The 344-nt window shown below is 68.0% G+C and carries 1 protein-coding gene; it reads right to left on the bottom strand.

Going from position 1 to position 344, the window contains the following annotated elements; all coding sequences use genetic code 11:
• Window positions 1–344, bottom strand: a 344-nt coding sequence (locus K7711_RS47170) for a (2Fe-2S)-binding protein (protein WP_222979734.1), incomplete at both ends; no start/stop codon positions are given.

Here is a 344-nt window from a genome sequence, read left to right as displayed (position 1 = left end):
CGAGCAACTTCTTGAGCATCGGCACACAGCCACCACAAGAGGTTCCCGCCGACGTGCAACTCTTGATCGCGGGCACATCACACGCACCCTCGGTGATCGCACCGCAGATCGCGCCCTTGGACACGTTGTTGCACGAACAGATCTGCGCGTCATCCGGCAGCGCGTCCGCACCCAGCTCCGCACCCGCGGGAGAGATCAGCGCCGCGGGCTCGGCGGGCAGCGGCCGCCCCACCAACGGCCGCAACGCCGCGTACTGCGAGGCATCACCCACCAGCACACCGCCCAGCAGCGTGCTCGCGTCGTCGGAGACGACGAGTTTGGCGTACGTGCCCTTGGCCGCGTCA

Source organism: Nocardia coffeae (assembly GCF_019890715.1).
GTDB lineage: Bacteria > Actinomycetota > Actinomycetes > Mycobacteriales > Mycobacteriaceae > Nocardia > Nocardia jiangxiensis.
This window is presented reverse-complemented; position numbering and strand designations above follow the sequence as displayed.